Origin of the sequence: Enterococcus sp. FZMF (assembly GCF_030263915.1) — a bacterium.
In the GTDB taxonomy this organism is placed as follows: domain Bacteria; phylum Bacillota; class Bacilli; order Lactobacillales; family Enterococcaceae; genus Enterococcus_D; species Enterococcus_D casseliflavus.
In genome coordinates this window covers 1,861,035-1,877,578 of the sequence record NZ_CP127160.1, presented here as the reverse complement: position 1 = coordinate 1,877,578, position 16,544 = coordinate 1,861,035, and the positions used below count along the sequence as shown (strand labels likewise).

The window sequence follows — 16,544 nt, the reverse complement described above, 5'->3', positions numbered from 1 at the left end:
CTTTCAACACTGTAAGTTTGCGGTTTTTATTGTAAGTCGCTTTTTTCTGCCAGTCAGCTTATTCTAAAAAGGAAGGAGGGAACAAGATGACACTTTTAAACATTCAACAAGTAAAAAAAATCTATCAAAGCCAGCTGAACGGACAACCCGTTGAAGCGTTGAAAAATATTACCTTTATGGTAGAAGAAGGGGAATATGTCGCTATCATGGGGGAATCAGGTTCGGGAAAGAGTACGTTGCTGAACTTGATGGCGACGTTAGACCAACCAACAGCGGGTGAAATGCAGCTGAATGGCATCGATCTGACCACGATCAAAGAAAAAGACGCAGCGAGTTTTCGACGGGATCACTTAGGCTTTGTTTTTCAAGACTTTAATTTATTGGACACCTTTTCGGTAAAAGACAATATTTTATTGCCATTAGTTTTATCAAAAGTTTCCGTCAAACAAATGGAAAAGCAGCTTCAGCCTATCGTACAAACTTTAGGGATCGCCGATTTATTGCAGCACTATCCGTATGAATTGTCTGGCGGACAAAAACAACGAGTTGCTGTCGCACGAGCAATCATCACAAAACCGGAACTGCTATTAGCAGATGAGCCAACCGGAGCGCTGGATTCGAAAACCTCTGATCAATTACTGACATTATTTCAACAGATCAATCAAAATGGACAGACGATCGTGATGGTCACTCACAGTTCGATCGCAGCCAGTCGCGCACAACGCGTCTTGTTTATCAAAGACGGGTATGTGTTTCACCAGCTGTATCGAGGGGATCGCAGCAATACCGCTTTTCTAGAAGCAATAGCCGAAACAATGACTGCTGTCTTTGCAAAGGAGGAGTAACCAATGTTCTTTCAAAAAATCGCCTTCTCCAATTTGCGTAAAAATGCCAAAGCTTACACACCCTTTTTATTATCTATGAGTTTCTTGGTGGCTGTTTTGATGATGACGCAAATCATCGTGAACAATCCAGGAATGAAGGAACTTCCTAGTAGTCAAAGCGCCATCTTCATGTTTCGTTTAGGAAATATCATCCTCATGATTTTTGCGGCGATCTTTTCCTTTTACACCAATAACTTTTTGATCAAGCAGCGAAAAAAAGAATTTGGTCTCTACAATGTTTTAGGACTAGGAAAACGTGAGATAGCCTTCGTGGTCTTTTGGGAACTCTTTTACAGTTTTCTCATTAGCCTTGCCGCCGGACTGATCAGTGGCTTATTGTTTGCACGATTAGGATTTTTGATACTGAAGAAAATCTTAGCCGTAGGCGAGTTCTTTGTCTTCAAACTGTCATTTGAGAGCATTGGCTTGGTGATCCTGTATTTTATGTTCGTCTTTGGTTGTTTATTTTTATTTGACATACTGCAAGTCCGCAAAACCAATCCACTTCAATTACTGCAGGGAAGCAAGCGAAATGAAAAAGAACCACGAGCAAAAGGTATTTTGGCAGTATTAGGTGTCCTATGCTTAGTGGCAGGCTATACGATCTCTGTGACGATCAAGTCGCCCATCAGTGCATTAGGCCTGTTCTTTGTCGCCGTCGTCCTCGTAATCTTGGCTACCTATTTGTTGTTTATTGCGGGCAGTATCAAAGCTTTGCAGTTTTTAAGAAAACGAACGACCTATTATTATCAAACGACCCATTTTATCAATGTCTCTACCATGTTGTATCGGATGAAGCAAAATGCGGCTGGTTTAGCAAGTATTTGTATTTTATCAACGATGGTGTTAGTGACCGTTGCTACGACCGCCAGTCTTTATTTTGGACAAAAGAATGTGATCGAAACCCGTTTTCCTTACGATGTTCAAATTGAGTCAGCGGCTGATTCCCTGCAAATCAACACAGCAATTGATGGACTTGAAGATAAGCTAACGATCAAAGAGCGCCAACAAGTCACTACAACAAGACCGTTGCTTTTTACCTTTGAGGAACCAAATTTTGTTCCCTCAACCACTTTTGAAGAAAATAGCGGTAGTATAGATAAAGCCGTGTATCTTATTTTTCTTACCAGTTCTGAATACCATGAAATCACCGGGAAAACAGGACCCGCTGACGACGAACTATTCGTTTTTCCCACCACCTGGACGCATCAAGCATTACCAGAAAAGACGACGATCGATGATCGTCAATTTCGCTTGCGGGAATTGAAAGAACTGCCAACATTCACGAAAGTAGAAAACCCCGTTCAGCATCTTGTTCTCGTGGCGGATGATCAGTGGCTTGCCGAAAAGCTAAGCTCTTGGTATCAAAACGAAGAGTTTCAACTTTACCAGCAACCAGTGACAACAACAGTCTTTAATTTTCAAACAGAAGAAGCAAGCGATCGCGAAGCCATCGCAAAAGAGATTCGCAGCGAACTTCTGGCAGCAGATGCTCAGGCGAGCGTTGAATCAAAAGATCTTTTTGAAGTTGAGACAAAAACCTTTACCGGCGGCTTCTTCTTCTTAGGCTTGATTTTTGGTGTGATCTTTATTTTAGCTGCTGCATTGATCATTTATTATAAACAAGTTTCCGAAGGGATGGAGGATAAAGAACGTTTCGAGATCTTGCAAAAAGTTGGGTTAAGCCATAAGGAAGTCAAGCAAGTGATCCAGCAGCAAGTTTTGATGATCTTCTCATTTCCTTTGGTGGCAGCGATCATCCATTTGGCGTTTGCTTTACCAATGATTCGAAAATTACTGATTCTTTTTGGTCTGACGGATCGTAACTTATTGATCACGGTAACGATTATTTCTGTCCTATTGTTTACAATGATTTATCTACTGGTGTATTTCATCACCGCAAGAGTCTACTATCGATTGGTGGAGCGCAAACAGTAGCGGGGGGACAAATGCTATTTTGTCAGACGATAACTAGATGGATTAGTCGTCACCGCCAAGAGCTACAAAAAAATAAAATGTAAGAACACCTCATCCATGAAGCGACGCTCAAAAGTTAGGATTTTTGGTCTAACATTTAGTAAACACTACATGATTGAGGTGTTTTTTTGATAGGCACGCCCGTTAGCCCACTTTTTTAGAGTTGAAAAAAAGCCTTAGGTGACCTATAGTGAAAAGGAGTAAAGCACGGGTATAGAGTGCCGCGCGATTGATAGTCATTTCAAAATAAAAGTGATCATGTGATCCAAAAAGGAGAAAGCCCTATGAAAGAGCAGCCGATAACCATTGGATTCCCCTTAAGAGGTGAGTGGCTTGCGCCGACTAGACCAGCCGAGAAGATTCCTAGCCATGGTACCGATCGAATGGGGTTGCGTTATGCCTTTGATTTTTTACAAGTTAATTTTGAGGGGAAAACCAAAGCTTTTCATGATCGAAGCTTTTTGCGCTATTTCTTCTTAGGGGTCCCGCTGGAGAGCTGTTATTGTTGGGGCGAAAAAATCTATGCACCTTGTGATGGCGAAGTAATTGTTGCAAGAGATGGCTATCGGGAACGGAAAATCGTTCACTGGATCAGAGACTTTTCGATTGCTGTAAAAAATGGTTTGTTTTTTAATGAACACAAAGATGATTATCAACAAATAGCTGGCAACTACATTGTGATAAAAGCTTCTGAGGGCGTTTATATGGCATTTGTCCATCTGCAAAAAGGATCTGTCACTGTTTCCGTAGGACAAAACATCACCAAAGGGATGGTGATCGGAAACGTTGGCCATTCAGGAAATTCGACTTCGCCGCATCTGCATTTTCAAGTGATGGACACAAGTGATATCGCCCATGCAAAAGGTCTTCCTTGCCGCTTTGAAGAATATGAAGTGTACCAAGCAGGGGGATGGACAAAGGTGCAGAATCGGATATCAGGAAGTACGGATCGGATACGATTGTTGAAGGAATACTAAGGACCAGATTTGAAACATTCACATCAGGGCTTGCAGGATGCTCAACTGAAAGAACGTTTAAAAGTCTTTGGACTACTTTTAAGTACGTGAAATAATCTTAGGCTTTCAAAATTTGTGAAGAAAATGAAATGCAAGGAGAACAAATGAATCATTTACCCAATATCCTTACCACATCTCGACTGATTCTCGCACCACTTTTACTATTCCTTCAGCCAATGTCTGGCTGGTTTTGGCTGCTCTATTCCTATTGTTTTTTAAGCGACCTCGTCGATGGGCTGCTTGCAAGAAGGATGAATCTTACGAGTGAGGTGGGTGCCTTACTAGACAGTTTCGCAGATGTAAGCTTTTTTCTCGCTGTTTTTCTTTCTTTTCTACCACAGCTGTTGGCGGCTCATACACTTTGGGTCTGGCTACTAGTGATTGCTATGATTCGTTTTGTCAGTTATCTGATTGGCTATGTAAAATATCGGTCTTTTAGTAGTCTGCATACATGGCTCAACAAAGCAGTCGGTTTTCTTTTAGGTAGTTTCCCATTGCTGCTCATGGTGAGTCCTGCAAAAATTGTTGTCTTGATTTTGGGGACCATCGCCACTGTTTCCGCATTAGAAGAATTGCTGATAACGATCCTCTCAAAAAATCTGGATAGAAATCAAAAATCGATATTCGAAAGTTTTAAGTAAAGCGCCTCTATCATTGAGGGCCTTTTTTTGCGTATTCATCGCTAATAGTCTTTTAAAAGACCCTTCAAAAACAATTTTAAAAATAACATTGAAAACAATTTTTAATGGTATTATGCTTATCTTTGAAGGGAGGCTTCACAAATGAATAGACAAGAACTGCATGCATGTATCAGCAAAAACCAGCCTAATATTTGCCAAATTGCTGCCTACCAAAATGGAAAGGAAGTTTACTCGGATGAATGGCATGAGTATAAGCCAGAGGATACTTGCCACCTTATGTCCGCTACGAAAAGTATCGTTTCTCTACTAGTTGGGATAGCGATCGATCAAGGTGTCATCCGAAGTGTCAATGACAAAGTACTCGATTATTTTCCAGACTATCAAGTAAAACGGGGCGAAAAAACGATTCAGGATATTACGATCAGACACCTATTAACGATGCGAGCCCCGTATAAATGCAAAGGTGATCCATGGACAAAGGTTTGTTCGAGTGACGACTGGACCAGCGCCTCGCTTGATTTATTGGGAGGAAGAAAAGGAGTGACAAATGAATTCAATTATCAAACGGTTTGTCTGCAGATCCTCACTGGTTTGTTAGCGAAAGCTTCTGGAATGACGACCGTTGATTATGCGAACCATTATTTATTTCGACCTCTTGGTGTAGCCGAACTGACCAATTATTATGCGGAAACGGCACAAGAGCATAAGCACTTTACGATGAGCAAGGCACCAAAAAAACCGGTTTGGTTTTGCGATCCTTTAAATATTGGCACTGCAGGTTACGGGCTTTGTCTTTCAGCAAAAGATTTAGACAAAATCGGTGAGCTATGCTTGAACCAAGGCATCCATCAAGGACAACAAGTTATTTCTTCACAATGGCTCACTGAAATGGTCAATCCGCTAGAGACAAACATAGAGAAATTTCAAAATATGAGTTATGGGTATTTATGGTGGATCTTGGATGCTGAGAAAAGCACCTATGCCGCCATCGGCAATAGTGGAAATGTCCTTTATATTGATCCCGAATCAGAGACTGTTATCGCCATTACGGCGTATTTTAAGCCAACTGTCTTTGATCGCATCGACTTTATCGAGAAAGAGCTAAAACCGTTCCTTTTGCACTAATGAGCGTTAAGAAAAAGCAGTCTGCTGTCAAAAGTTGATTGCTTTTTTTGTAGGCGAAAGCTTAATGATCCTTTTTGTGACTATGGCAGGCAGGTGACCTACTGAAAAAGCTCGGTTGCTAGCCTTTTATGAAATTATAATTTAGCAATTTGATCCCGCAGGTAGGAGGCTAATTCAATAATAAACGGAAGATAAATGAGAAATGAATAAAATGACCAAACTATCAACGACGTAAACTTGGTATACTATAATTGAGAAGAAAATCACAAGTGAAAGGAGCGGTCGGGGTGTTTTCAGAAATCAGTATCTATCAAGTGAAACCCAGTAGTGTTGAGACTTTTGAAGCAGTCATGCAGGAAGCAACAGAGGCAATGAAGGCCATGGAGGGGCTTTGTTCTTTCGATTAATGAAACGAACCCATTACATCAAAGAAATGAGGACCATCAAGGAAGGTCGCCTGCCAGATCCATTGACGAGAATCATAAAATGTGTGAAATATGCTCACTATTGGGAGTTTGATAGCGAAGAAAATTATGGCAAAGCTCAAAAAAAGTTGTATGAAAGTTACTGGAAAGCAATGGAGAAATGTTTGATCGTTCCCCACGACAAACTATTGGGGGAAGTTCTTGAATGCTCGCTTTAGTACCAAATGCTCTCCTGCTGAACGGACTTTTTGTTGCAACTGTTAAGAAAGGACAGGGTAGAAATACAACGGACGTTAAAAAAGTCATTTGAACGGTTGAATGGAGAACTGTTAGTTTTTTTTTAAACGCTCTATTACTTGATGGAATCTAAAAGGAGGAAGCCCCGATGGCACAGGTTGCTTTTCATAATTCGTACAAATTAAAAAAAGGCGTTTCAACAGAGGAATTTGTTCGTGTCGTTGAACAATTAAACCGAGAATACATTTCCAAACAAAGAGGATACCTTTCTTTTGAATTATTAGTAAATGGAGAAACTTGGGCAGACATCACCAAGTTCGAAACGAAAGAAGATGCGGAAACATTTGCCCGATGCGGCACGCCTAATGCCTTTGCACAAAAGTTTTATTCATTCATCAATTTAAACAGTTGCAGCTCTCACCTATACACCATTGAAAAAACGTTCCAATAACTAGCCACTATGGAATGAACAGCGCAAAAAACAATTCATATGAAAAGAGGAACTTCTTATGACAAAGACAGCAGAATGGTATCAAGGAAAAGCCGGTCGGGCAGAACATTTGGTCTATTTAAATAAGGAAGCCAAAGAGCTTGAGAAACTGATTCAAGGTGACAAAACAATGATCATTCGGGGGGCAGCCGGCAGAAAATCACCTTTAGGAGGAAGAGCCAAAATCAACGATCTTGTTTATTTTGTGGAGACCGGCGGCGATTTGACCATCACTCATCGGGGCATCATTGCCAACGTAATTGAATCTGAAAAGATGACGAAAGAAGAATCTATAGATTTTGTAAAACGCTATGAAAAAGAGTTGAATTTATCGAAAAAACAAGTCGATCGATGGGCAGGGAAAAAGTATCTAGCGGTCTATGAAATCGCTGAATTAGAAGAAATAACACCGTTTCAGTACAATCGTGAAAAAAATATGGATGATTGGGTCATCACAGATGATATCAACAAAATCAAATTGTAACGTAGCGAAAACCTTAAAAAACGAAGCGCAAAGGAGTTGAGTGGAAGGATGGAAGGCAAAAAGCAATTGTTTCGAGACAAAAACGTGAAACCAACAGAGCAGCTGATTTCAGAATCTCTGGATGAAGGATATGTCATTTATCAACGTTTTATCGAAACCCTTGAAAACGAGGGGATCTCTCTTATGGATTGGCGCTATTACCAAGATGGAAAAGCGTGGTTGTCAAAAGGCGAATACAAATGGACAACGACTCGTGGAACGAATAAAGTGAAACCAATTTTTTGGCTCTCGATGTGGGAGGACTTCTTCAAAGTCTCTTTTCACTTTAGCGAGAAAGTCCGAACACAGTTATTGTCTTTACCAATCAGTGAAGAGACAAAGGAAACCATTCATAAGGCGCCAACTAATGGCACGAAAATGAAGTTTTTTTCTGTGATTTTTGATGTCGCTAATCCATCACTCTTTGAAGATATCACCGAATTGATCGTGTTCAAAAAAAGTAAATAAAGTAAGAGTATGTTTATTTAACTTGGATAGTCTGATTATATTACATCTATCAAAAAGGAATCTTTGTTATAGTTTACCCATTTTTTAGGTTAAGAAAAGTAAAAGTCAATCAGAAGACTCTAAGTTTATCGCCTTTCCTCTGATTGGGTTTTAATATAAGTAACTCTTAAGAAAACCAACGCTAATTTTGATTAGATTATCGGATAAAATTCACAATGAAATAAATTTTACTCGCTAAATATGCTATTATGGGTAAAATATGCTTTAATTACTTTTGAATTGATGGAAGACACATTGGAAAAGGAGAAAAGACAAATGACTATTCAACGAATCACAGCTTGCGTTCAAGTCAAAGGAGACTATCAGAAGTGTTATCATTTTTATACGGAAAAAGTTGGTTTGGTACCAACTTATGGCGATGAGTCAGGTCCTTATACAAGCTTTGCATCGAAGAAAGAGGAGGCGCCTTTTTTTGGTATGTTCCGAGTGGATGCCGTGATCGATCAAATGGAGGGCTATCCGATTTCGGATAATCGGATTTCATCTGATACGCTTTCGGCAACGTTTCACACCACGGATTTTGAAGAAGATTATACGAGAATGAACAATGCTGGTGTAGTGTTTGAAGTGAGTAAAACCGTTTTGGGGGAAGGGGACCAAGCTTTTCATATTGCCTATTTCCGCGATCCAGAAGGAAATTTGCTAAGCTTGGAGGATGGCGGTGTCTAAAGAGTTCACATTCAAAAAGAATCAGAAAAAAACGTAAAGAAAGATTTATCTCATAATTGTTTTGAGATAAATCTTTTTTTATTTGAAATCATTCCTCTATAAAGCGTTCCTTCATCCGCTCCAAGAAAAGTCCAGAGGCTTTTGAAAAAACTTGGGTGTTCTTCCAAATGACTGCAAGATCTGATTCAAGAGTGGGACACAATTTTCTAAAGCATAAAGGACTGTCAGGGGTGAAGTTGATTAATTTGTCGAGGGTCAATGCATAGCCGACGCCTTCTTCAACCAACTTTGACGCATTGTACACGAGATTATACGTGGCAACGACAGTCAATTTGTTCATGTCTTTTTTCAACCATTTAGAAAGCTCACTGCTGACCAGACTTTGTCGTGAAGTAATCAAGGGAACCTCCCAGAGATCCTTTGGTGTGATGACTTCGTTACTAGCAAGGGGACTGTCTTTTCGCATCAAGACGCCCCAGGTGTCTCTGGCAGGTAAGCGCAAGGAATGGTATTTTTTGACGTCGACGGGGCTGATCACGACGCCAAAATCCAACAATCCTTTGTCCAACCGTTCTTTGACCTCGTCAGCATTGCCGCTAAATAAATGAAATTTGACGTTAGGGTACTCAACTTGAATCTCCTTGATGATTTTTCCCAACATCTGGATCACGTAGGTTTCTCCAGCACCGATCGACACGTTGCCCGCAATCGTATCTCGAGGCGACAAAAATTCTGAACGGGTCTTTTCTAACAATTCTACGATTTCTTCCGCCCGCTTACGAAACAAGAGGCCATCTTCCGTCAGCGTAATTTTGCGATTGCCTCTGGTGAACAGCGTGACACCTAATTCTTTTTCTAACTCCATTAACTGTCGTGACAGGGATGGTTGCGAGAGATGCAGATGTTTTGCGGCAGCTGAAATCGTTTCTTTTTCTGCAACTGTTAGAAAGGTGGTTAAACTTTTTAATTCCATAGGTCTATACTCCTTTTTCTATGCTATATATGAATAGTTAGGTATTTGATATTAGTATTTTACATAGAAAGATGCTGCAAGTACAATAGGTTTATCCAAAAATAGCTCAAGCGATCAAGAAAAAACGATCATCCAGACCTTGATCATTTGAGAAACATTGGAGAATCGCCCTAAGGTACAGGATAGATGACCGAGAAAGAAGGCGAATGAAATGAAAAAATGGCAAAAGAAGGCCCTTGTGTCTTTAGTTGTGCTGGCACCGTTGGTTTTAGGTGCTTGTAGCAGCAATAATGAGGAGACGAATGAAGAGCCGCAAGCCAGCTCAGGAGGAGAAACGATGACAGAAAATGTTTCATTGACAGATGAATGGGATAAAGTTTTCCCAGAAAGTGACACGGTGAATCACCGAAAAGTGACTTTCCAGAATCGTTACGGGATCACTTTAGTTGCGGATCTTTATGAACCAATTGATGCGCAAGGACCACTTCCAGCAATCGCCGTTAGCGGACCTTTTGGAGCAGTCAAAGAGCAGACATCTGGTCTATATGCGCAAACGATGGCAGAGCGTGGTTTTGTTACGATCGCTTTTGATCCGTCCTATACAGGTGAAAGCGGTGGCGAACCACGCTATGTGGCTTCCCCAGACATTAATACAGAAGATTTTCAAGCAGCCGTCGATTTTCTATCTGTCCAAGAAAACGTAGATGAAGAAAGAATCGGTTTGATCGGGATTTGTGGCTGGGGTGGTCTAGCTTTGAACGCCGCAGCCATCGATACCCGTGTGAAAGCGACTGTTTCTGCCACCATGTATGACATGTCGCGAGTCAATGCTCAAGGGTATTTTGATGAAATGGGGGCTGAAGGACGCCATGAATTGCGCCAGCAGCTGAACGCCCAACGTACAGTTGATTTTGCAAATGGCAGCTACGAACGAGCAGGTGGGGTACCAGATACACTGCCAGAAGATGCCCCTGTCTTTATGCAGGATTATTTTGATTATTACAAAACAGACCGAGGCTACCACGAACGTTCCTTGAACTCTAATGATGGTTGGAATGTCACGTCTTCGCTGTCATTCTTAAATATGCCACTTTTGTCTTACATTGATGAGATCCAAAGCGCCGTTTTATTGCTTCATGGAGAAGAAGCCCACTCACTTTACTTCAGTCAAGACGCCTTTGAGCAATTGCAAGGCGATAACAAAGAGCTGACAGTCATTCCTAATGCTTCGCATGTTGATCTATACGACCAAACAGAGGTGATTCCTTTTGACCAAATGACCGAATTCTTCCAAGAGCATTTGAATTAAACAGCAACAACCAGCTGCACGACTGTTCAGTCCCATATCTTCTGCTGAGCAGTCGTGTTTTAGAAAATAAGCATTCCGTTGCCCGCCGCTACATCGAATCATCAGCAGAAAGGAGCGAAGCCATGTTGATAAAACTCATCCCTGCTGTCTTGCTGTTCCTACTAAGTGCCTGTGGGACAAGTGGAACAGAGGAGAGGCATGCGCTGTCTGCCAGCGAAACTTCCTCTGAAGCAAGTCAGGATCATGATCAACCGACGATTGAATCAGCAACAACTGTGGTCATTACGGTTGGTCAACAGGATTTTATAGCAAAGTTTTATGAAAATGAGGCGTCTGAATACCTAATGAATCAAATGCCCTTCACGTTGACAATGAGTGACTTGAACAACAACGAGAAATATTATCGTTTTTCTGAGAATTTGCCAGAAATGACTACAGAACGGCCGGAGATCATTCACGAAGGAGAAATCATGAGCTGGAATAGTCATACATTGGTGCTGTTTTATCAGACCTTTACCAATTCTTATGGTGGCTATAGTCGTATCGGCGTGATTGAAGATCCAGCAGGATTAAGAGAAGCGTTGGGGGGAGAAGACTTGGAGGTTGTCTTTTCGCTAGAAAATACTCGTGAGTAACGAATGATTAGGAGAAAAACAAATGACGATCGATCAATTAAACAAAATTATGGCAAGTGGTGAACCCTTACTTGCCGGTTCGCAAACTTCAAAACAAATGATGGCTTTGAGTGCTGAGGCGAGAAAATTGACCATGAAAATCAATACGGTTTATCATGAACCTCATGAATTACAAGAACTTTTTGCTCAATTGACTGGGAAAGCAGTTGAACCGACATTTTCGCTTTTTCCGCCTTTTTATACAGATTATGGCAAAAACATCCAAATTGGCAAAGGGGTGTTTCTTAACGCCGGTTGTCATTTTCAAGACCAAGGAGGGATCACGATCGGTGATGATACCCTAATTGGGCATAACGTTGTTCTAGCTACCTTGAATCATGGCCTTCACCCTGAAGATCGTAGCACGCTTTATCCAGCCCCCATTACGATTGGGAAGAATGTCTGGATTGGCTCAAATGCAACGATCGTGGCTGGTGTGAACATCGGTGACCATGCAATCATTGCTGCTGGGGCAGTGGTGACCAAAGATGTCGCTGAACGCACGATCGTGGCTGGTGTACCTGCAAACTATGTCAAAGAGGTCACTAAGTAAGCACAATAGCAATGAGTAAGAAAAAAACTGCTGTTCGCCCTGTCGCTTTTGAAGCGATGGAGACGAACAGCAGTTTTCTTAGTCTTGAGGCGGCTCGCTCGTATTGGAACCGGCGAAGTTTTCGATCAACGATTTCACATCAAGACCGAGGGTTTCTTTCAAAGTTTCTTGTGTGGTCGATAAGAGATTGGTGGCATAATTGGTGACACGATTGGCACCGCCGCCTTCACCTGATCCTGTATCAACGACCGAAATTTTATCGATATTGCCTAATGGGGCGGCAGCCTCTTTGACTAATTGCGGCATGATCTCAACGATCATGCTAAGGATCGCTGCTTCATCATATTTCTTGAAGGCTTCGGCGATTTTTTCCTTCGTTTCAGCTTCCGCCGTTCCTTTCGCCAAGGTCGTCTCCGCTTCTGCCAAACCAATCAGACGAATCTTATCGGCTTCAGCTTTTGCCAACGACTCTGTTCGAAACTGCTCAGCTTCAGTGGTTGCTAACGCAGACGCTTTTTTCGCTAATGCTTCTTGTTCAAGCGCATAACGATCGGCATCGGCTTTTTTCTTGATCTCAGAATCAAATTGGCGTTCACGACGCAAGATTTCTTTTTCTTCCAATTCGATTTGTTTTTGTCGTTCAACGACTTCGACTTCAATCTCTTGTTCTCGGACTTTTTGTTTCATGATGGCACTTTGCAGATGATAGGCTTGATCGGCATCGGCTTTGGCGATGTCTTGTTCTTTCTTATATAGCGCCAACTTCAATTCTTTTTCCTTCAATGCTTCAGCGATTTCGGTCATGCGTTTTGATTCCGCTGTTTGCGATTCTTGTTCCGATTGGGCTTTTTTGATGCGGGTTTCTTTCAGCGCTTCAGCTTCCGCAATTTCAGCATCCCGTTTGACTTGGGCGATTCTAGGTTTTCCAAGAGAATCTAAATAGCCATTTTTGTCTCGTACTTCTTTGATCGTAAAGGAGACAATGATCAAGCCCATTTTCGCTAGATCGACAGAGGCCACTTCTTGCACGCTTTGGCTGAATTTGTCGCGATTTTGATAGATTTCTTCGACGGTCATCGAACCGAGGATCGAACGCAGGTGACCTTCCAAGACTTCTCGTGCCTCATTTTCTAATTCTTCACGGGTTTTTCCTAGAAACTGTTCCGCTGCCGTTGCGATTTCTTCTACGGATGAGCCGATCTTGATAATGGAAGTTCCATCACACATAACGGGAACTCCTTGTTCCGTATACACTTCTGGTGTTGAAACATCTAGCTTGCTGGATAGCAAGCTGATTCGGTTTGATCGTTGGAACACTGGCAAAACAAAGGCTCCGCCACCACGCACGATTTTGATTTTGTTATTGCTCTCATCCGCATGAACATTTTTGTTGCCAAGGTAACTTCCGCTGATAATCAACGCTTCATCGGGCTTGGCTGTTTGATATTTCGTGACAAAGATGATCAAAAGCATCAGTAAAATGAACGCCACGATTGCGATCGGAAAGACAATTGGTGATAAGAAAATATCCATAGATGCACCTCTTTAGTGATTTATTTTAGTTGTCCAAAAATTTTTCTGTATAGGGAACGACGTAGCAAATACGCTCTTTGACTTCAATAATCAACACTTTTGATCCTGCTGCTAATGGTTCATCGATAGGTTGAAAAGCCGAGGCTGGACGATTACTTGAACCAGTGACACTTGTGAGTTGAATTTCACCCATTCCTTCACAAGGAATCGGCGTCAGCACCGTTGCGATTCGACCTTCAAAGTCTTTCTCGGAACTCGAAAGCGTCGCTTCAGCATTCCTCATGGGAATCAGCACGTAAAAATTCAAGAGAAAAACGAGCCCTGTAGACAGACAAGCGCTACCAATGAAAAGCATCATCGAATAGCCTGGGAAAATAGTTTCCCCTAAGTAACCGAAAAGACTCGTAAAGGCAAACCAGGGGATGATCAACATCGGATCAATTGGACCATCAAAATCGAAGATATCGCCAAACAGAAGCAGCAAAAAGGCTAAAATGGCACAGCCAATCAATACATACAAATAAATCTGATCAGGTGCGTAAGTGTGCAGCACGTATCCACCTCCTTTCAAATAGAGTGATTTGTAAGAACAATGAAAGCTAAGAAACAATCGGAAGAAGAACGAGGGAAGGAAAAGAACGGAATAGGTGTTCTGTTATAATTATACCAATAAATAATAAAAAAACTTAAATAAAATAGTAAAATTGAACAAATAGTACAACAAAGGGAGGTTTATTTTTTTGAAAGAGCCGATCAAAAATCAGCTTTTTTTCATCAGCCATTGACAAACCAGGAAAATCCAAGTAGATTAAATCAGGGTACTAGAAAAAGGCAAAATTAGCTGCAGATGATTTGAATCGTAAGAGGCAGCTTTTATTTTCTATTACCATAGATCGAAGGTAGTTGTTCGCAAACATAAAAGAAGTCAGGAACACTTCTTTTCAACCGACAGTATTGCTAAGAAATAGAGGTGGAATCGATGGATCAAAAAGAAAAAATGTTAGAGCTAATCAAGAAAAAACAAGGCGGCGGCCGTTCAAAAAAAATGGAATCCCCAAAAAACGATCGAAAAAACATGCGTAAAGGCCCGAAAATTTATAATAAGTAAGGCGATGCATTAGAAACATGAAATGGTTGATGAAAAAAAAGAGAGAAGGACAGGATTTCTGTCTTTCTCTCTTTTTTATTTACTCTTGAGAATCCACGTACAACTCACTCAAAGCTGGCAGATCATGGACTTGGTATTTTGCTTTAAAAGCTGCGATTTCTTCAGCGCTGAAGCGGTTCGGATCAAGTTTCAGTTCTTCGACAGGAAGAGGGCGTTCGTTAGCGATCTTGACATCGATCACCACAGGTCCGTGGCTTTCTTTAGCTTGTGTAAAGACGGATGCTAATTCTTCTTCCTTCGTTACCGTGAAGCCTTTCGCACCCAATGCTTCCCCAACTTTACCAAAATCAGCACCGGCTAGTTGGACACCGAACTTGGTTTGCTCGGTATCTTCTTGCTCCGCTTCGATGAAGCCGAATGAGTCATTGGAAAAGACCACGTTGATGATTGGCAAATCATATTTCACTTGGGTGATGATGTCTTGCATTTGCATCGCAAAACCGCCATCCCCACTAAAGGTAAATACTTGGCGATTCGGATAGCTCAATTGAGCTGCGATCCCACCAGGTACACCATTGCCCATTGTCGCAAACCAGCCAGACGTTGTGAAACGCTGTTCACCCGTCATTTCTAAATGACGGATACTGTGAATCGTCACATTACCGACATCCGTGACAAACAGGGCATCAGGAGCTGCAATCCGGTTGATTTCTCGATAGACAGGTTCAGGACGCAAAGGAACTTGCGAATCATGGTAAAAACGATGGCGCCATTCATGCCAATTGCGACAGTTTTCTTGATTGGCTTTTAACCAAGCATCTGCAGGACGAGGGGCTGCCATCTCTGTCCATTTTCTAAGAGCGGTCGCACCATCTCCTAAAACGGAGACATCCGTCTGATGACGACGACCAAATTTCGAGGCGTCGATATCAACTTGGACAAAGTTGGCACCAGGATTGAAAAAGCGGCGGCCAAAAGGGAAGTCACTGCCGACAAAAACGATGAGATCGGCTTCTGCCAAAGCTTCATTGGCAGGTTTTGTCGCAACCCGTCCAGCAAATCCAAGAAAGTTTTCATAAAGATCAGGCACGATGCCTTTGGCTAAGACAGAAGCTGCGATAGGCATCGAGAAATGCTTAGAAAAAGCATCGAAGGCATCAAAATGACCAAAGAGACCTTGTCCGATATAAAGGACGGGTTTTTTTGCTTGTTCAAAATAAGGAAGGGCAGCCTGTAAATCCTCTTCATCAGGCTGGAGAACACCTGTCTTATGATTTTTTGCGGTTGCAATCTCCTGTTCGTCGATTTCTGCAAACCCGTAATCGACCGGGATCGTTACCACAGCGACTCCTTTAAATTTGTAGGCTGCTTTAATGGCTTCGTCCACCACGTGGGGCAAACTTTCAGGGGACATGACCGTGCGATTGTAGATACTGACATCAGCGAACATCGGATTTTCATTCATTTCTTGAAAATCATTGTAGTTCATCGAGCTCGAAGCTACTTGTCCTAACAAGGCAACGACGGGCACGTTATCCATTTGAGCATCATATAAGCCATTGATCAAATGGGTGGCACCCGGACCAGCAGAACCAAAAACCGCACCGACTTTTCCCGTTAGCTTGGCATCAGCCGCTGCTGCCAGCGCACCTGCTTCTTCATGACGTACTTGAATATACTTGACCGATTGCCGTTCATGGTACAAAGCATCCATCGTTGAGTTGAAAGAGCCACCGGGGATTCCATAGATATGGTCGATGCCCCAAGCTTCAAAAACCTTGATCATTGCTGTACCAGCATTGATTTTTGTCATTTTCTTCACTCGCTTTCTCTGTTGTCATTCGTTCTCTTTTAAGTATAAACGTTTCTCAAAAAGACA

Annotated in this window: 18 protein-coding genes; 14 read left to right on the top strand and 4 right to left on the bottom strand. The window is 41.9% G+C overall.

All coding sequences use genetic code 11. The features are described 5' to 3' along the window. Positions 1-86: 86 nt before the first annotated feature. The 10 genes from QN079_RS09110 (at position 87) to QN079_RS09065 (ending at position 8,515) form a co-directional block, all read left to right on the top strand. Positions 87-845, top strand: a complete 759-nt coding sequence (locus QN079_RS09110; RefSeq protein WP_010749611.1) for an ABC transporter ATP-binding protein — start codon at positions 87-89, stop codon at positions 843-845. 3 nt (positions 846-848) lie between these two features. Further along, on the top strand, positions 849-2,822 hold the full coding sequence (locus QN079_RS09105; protein WP_289229568.1) for an ABC transporter permease: 1,974 nt from the start codon (positions 849-851) through the stop codon (positions 2,820-2,822). A 323-nt stretch (positions 2,823-3,145) separates the two neighbouring features. After that, entirely contained in the window at positions 3,146-3,838 is a 693-nt protein-coding gene (locus QN079_RS09100; RefSeq protein WP_289229567.1) for a M23 family metallopeptidase, read from the top strand. Positions 3,839-3,966: 128 nt separating this feature from the next. After that, positions 3,967-4,518, top strand: coding sequence for a CDP-alcohol phosphatidyltransferase family protein (locus QN079_RS09095; protein WP_195961653.1), 552 nt, complete (start codon positions 3,967-3,969; stop codon positions 4,516-4,518). A gap of 141 nt (positions 4,519-4,659) precedes the next feature. Continuing rightward, a complete protein-coding gene (locus QN079_RS09090; RefSeq protein ID WP_289229566.1) occupies positions 4,660-5,643 on the top strand; it encodes a serine hydrolase domain-containing protein in 984 nt (327 codons plus the stop codon). A gap of 391 nt (positions 5,644-6,034) precedes the next feature. Continuing rightward, positions 6,035-6,286 carry a hypothetical protein gene (locus QN079_RS09085; RefSeq protein WP_289229565.1) on the top strand — a complete coding sequence of 84 codons (252 nt, stop codon included), beginning with the start codon at positions 6,035-6,037 and terminating at the stop codon, positions 6,284-6,286. Between the two features lie 167 nt (positions 6,287-6,453). Then, positions 6,454-6,756: an antibiotic biosynthesis monooxygenase family protein gene (locus QN079_RS09080; protein ID WP_289229564.1), complete on the top strand. Its 303-nt coding sequence runs from the start codon at positions 6,454-6,456 to the stop codon at positions 6,754-6,756. Between the two features lie 58 nt (positions 6,757-6,814). Next, positions 6,815-7,279, top strand: coding sequence for a hypothetical protein (locus QN079_RS09075; protein ID WP_015509866.1), 465 nt, complete (start codon positions 6,815-6,817; stop codon positions 7,277-7,279). Between the two features lie 48 nt (positions 7,280-7,327). Continuing rightward, entirely contained in the window at positions 7,328-7,786 is a 459-nt protein-coding gene (locus QN079_RS09070) for a DUF3788 family protein (protein ID WP_270290267.1), read from the top strand. A 315-nt stretch (positions 7,787-8,101) separates the two neighbouring features. Then, the gene (locus QN079_RS09065; RefSeq protein ID WP_270275812.1) at positions 8,102-8,515 is read left to right on the top strand and encodes a VOC family protein; all 414 of its coding nucleotides are present in this window, start codon (positions 8,102-8,104) and stop codon (positions 8,513-8,515) included. Positions 8,516-8,603: 88 nt separating this feature from the next. Here QN079_RS09065 and QN079_RS09060 read toward each other — a convergent pair whose 3' ends face one another. Then, positions 8,604-9,488 carry a LysR family transcriptional regulator gene (locus QN079_RS09060; RefSeq protein ID WP_289229563.1) on the bottom strand — a complete coding sequence of 295 codons (885 nt, stop codon included), beginning with the start codon at positions 9,486-9,488 and terminating at the stop codon, positions 8,604-8,606. A 211-nt stretch (positions 9,489-9,699) separates the two neighbouring features. On the opposite strand from QN079_RS09060, the gene QN079_RS09055 reads away from it, so the two are divergent. The 3 genes from QN079_RS09055 (at position 9,700) to QN079_RS09045 (ending at position 12,024) form a co-directional block, all read left to right on the top strand. Further along, positions 9,700-10,797: an alpha/beta hydrolase gene (locus QN079_RS09055; protein WP_375856484.1), complete on the top strand. Its 1,098-nt coding sequence runs from the start codon at positions 9,700-9,702 to the stop codon at positions 10,795-10,797. Positions 10,798-10,919: 122 nt separating this feature from the next. Further along, positions 10,920-11,432 carry a cyclophilin-like fold protein gene (locus QN079_RS09050; protein WP_289229562.1) on the top strand — a complete coding sequence of 171 codons (513 nt, stop codon included), beginning with the start codon at positions 10,920-10,922 and terminating at the stop codon, positions 11,430-11,432. A 22-nt stretch (positions 11,433-11,454) separates the two neighbouring features. After that, complete coding sequence (locus QN079_RS09045; RefSeq protein WP_289229561.1) at positions 11,455-12,024, top strand: sugar O-acetyltransferase; 570 nt, start codon at positions 11,455-11,457, stop codon at positions 12,022-12,024. Between the two features lie 78 nt (positions 12,025-12,102). Here QN079_RS09045 and floT read toward each other — a convergent pair whose 3' ends face one another. Both floT and QN079_RS09035 read right to left on the bottom strand, forming a co-directional pair. Beyond that, positions 12,103-13,557, bottom strand: a complete 1,455-nt coding sequence (floT, locus tag QN079_RS09040; protein WP_142974387.1) for a flotillin lipid rafts scaffold protein FloT — start codon at positions 13,555-13,557, stop codon at positions 12,103-12,105. Between the two features lie 25 nt (positions 13,558-13,582). Continuing rightward, positions 13,583-14,110 (bottom strand): NfeD family protein, encoded by a 528-nt coding sequence (locus tag QN079_RS09035; RefSeq protein ID WP_034858578.1) that lies wholly within the window; start codon positions 14,108-14,110, stop codon positions 13,583-13,585. A gap of 426 nt (positions 14,111-14,536) precedes the next feature. Between QN079_RS09035 and QN079_RS09030 the strand changes: the two genes are divergently transcribed. Further along, a complete protein-coding gene (locus QN079_RS09030) occupies positions 14,537-14,665 on the top strand; it encodes a hypothetical protein (protein WP_005236316.1) in 129 nt (42 codons plus the stop codon). 79 nt (positions 14,666-14,744) lie between these two features. Here QN079_RS09030 and spxB read toward each other — a convergent pair whose 3' ends face one another. Then, entirely contained in the window at positions 14,745-16,478 is a 1,734-nt protein-coding gene (gene spxB, locus QN079_RS09025) for a pyruvate oxidase (RefSeq protein WP_289229560.1), read from the bottom strand. Positions 16,479-16,544 lie beyond the last annotated feature (66 nt).

What these genes read in the sequence shown, in the direction of transcription:
- QN079_RS09080 (WP_289229564.1), top strand. Translation starts at nt 6,454, where the DNA reads ATGGCACAGGTTGCTTTTCATAATTCGTACAAATTAAAAAAAGGCGTT.
- QN079_RS09045 (WP_289229561.1), top strand. Translation starts at nt 11,455, where the DNA reads ATGACGATCGATCAATTAAACAAAATTATGGCAAGTGGTGAACCCTTA.
- QN079_RS09030 (WP_005236316.1), top strand. Translation starts at nt 14,537, where the DNA reads ATGGATCAAAAAGAAAAAATGTTAGAGCTAATCAAGAAAAAACAAGGC.
- QN079_RS09065 (WP_270275812.1), top strand. Translation starts at nt 8,102, where the DNA reads ATGACTATTCAACGAATCACAGCTTGCGTTCAAGTCAAAGGAGACTAT.
- QN079_RS09050 (WP_289229562.1), top strand. Translation starts at nt 10,920, where the DNA reads ATGTTGATAAAACTCATCCCTGCTGTCTTGCTGTTCCTACTAAGTGCC.
- QN079_RS09070 (WP_270290267.1), top strand. Translation starts at nt 7,328, where the DNA reads ATGGAAGGCAAAAAGCAATTGTTTCGAGACAAAAACGTGAAACCAACA.
- QN079_RS09105 (WP_289229568.1), top strand. Translation starts at nt 849, where the DNA reads ATGTTCTTTCAAAAAATCGCCTTCTCCAATTTGCGTAAAAATGCCAAA.
- spxB (WP_289229560.1), bottom strand. Translation starts at nt 16,478, where the DNA reads ATGACAAAAATCAATGCTGGTACAGCAATGATCAAGGTTTTTGAAGCT.
- QN079_RS09095 (WP_195961653.1), top strand. Translation starts at nt 3,967, where the DNA reads ATGCAAGGAGAACAAATGAATCATTTACCCAATATCCTTACCACATCT.
- floT (WP_142974387.1), bottom strand. Translation starts at nt 13,557, where the DNA reads ATGGATATTTTCTTATCACCAATTGTCTTTCCGATCGCAATCGTGGCG.
- QN079_RS09090 (WP_289229566.1), top strand. Translation starts at nt 4,660, where the DNA reads ATGAATAGACAAGAACTGCATGCATGTATCAGCAAAAACCAGCCTAAT.
- QN079_RS09100 (WP_289229567.1), top strand. Translation starts at nt 3,146, where the DNA reads ATGAAAGAGCAGCCGATAACCATTGGATTCCCCTTAAGAGGTGAGTGG.
- QN079_RS09075 (WP_015509866.1), top strand. Translation starts at nt 6,815, where the DNA reads ATGACAAAGACAGCAGAATGGTATCAAGGAAAAGCCGGTCGGGCAGAA.
- QN079_RS09055 (WP_375856484.1), top strand. Translation starts at nt 9,700, where the DNA reads ATGAAAAAATGGCAAAAGAAGGCCCTTGTGTCTTTAGTTGTGCTGGCA.
- QN079_RS09110 (WP_010749611.1), top strand. Translation starts at nt 87, where the DNA reads ATGACACTTTTAAACATTCAACAAGTAAAAAAAATCTATCAAAGCCAG.
- QN079_RS09060 (WP_289229563.1), bottom strand. Translation starts at nt 9,488, where the DNA reads ATGGAATTAAAAAGTTTAACCACCTTTCTAACAGTTGCAGAAAAAGAA.